This window comes from Isoptericola haloaureus (assembly GCF_036689775.1).
GTDB lineage: Bacteria > Actinomycetota > Actinomycetes > Actinomycetales > Cellulomonadaceae > Isoptericola > Isoptericola haloaureus.
Genome location: NZ_JBAGLP010000041.1, coordinates 1 through 303, shown reverse-complemented (window position 1 = coordinate 303; position 303 = coordinate 1). Strand labels below are relative to the sequence as shown.

Annotated in this window: 1 pseudogene; it reads right to left on the bottom strand. The window is 67.7% G+C overall.

The annotated features are described in order from the left end of the window. A pseudogene (locus tag V5O49_RS00150) lies at window positions 1-184 on the bottom strand (hypothetical protein); the annotation flags it as partial. Window positions 185-303: the final 119 nt, after the last annotated feature.

Sequence of the window (303 nt, the reverse complement as noted above, 5' to 3'; positions counted from 1 at the left end):
GGAGAATGATGAGCTGGTGCTCTATCGGGCTGTAGTCGTAGTTGCTCTCGTGTTCCTGCCGCAGGATGTTCATCGTGGTCGACCCGGCTTCGATGGCGATCTGGTAGATGAGCCGCAGGCGCTGGAACTCCGTGCGCAGCTCCCGGAGCCGCGCCAGCAGCCCGTCGCGGTCGGCCGCCAGCACGAGCTCCGGCGTCGCCGGCTGCAGCCGCGGCAGGATCGTGGCTTCGCCCCGCTGCCCGGCGTCGTGCAGGTGGCCCTAATCCGTCTGTACCCCTCGGTTGGTCACTGCCCGCTCAACGT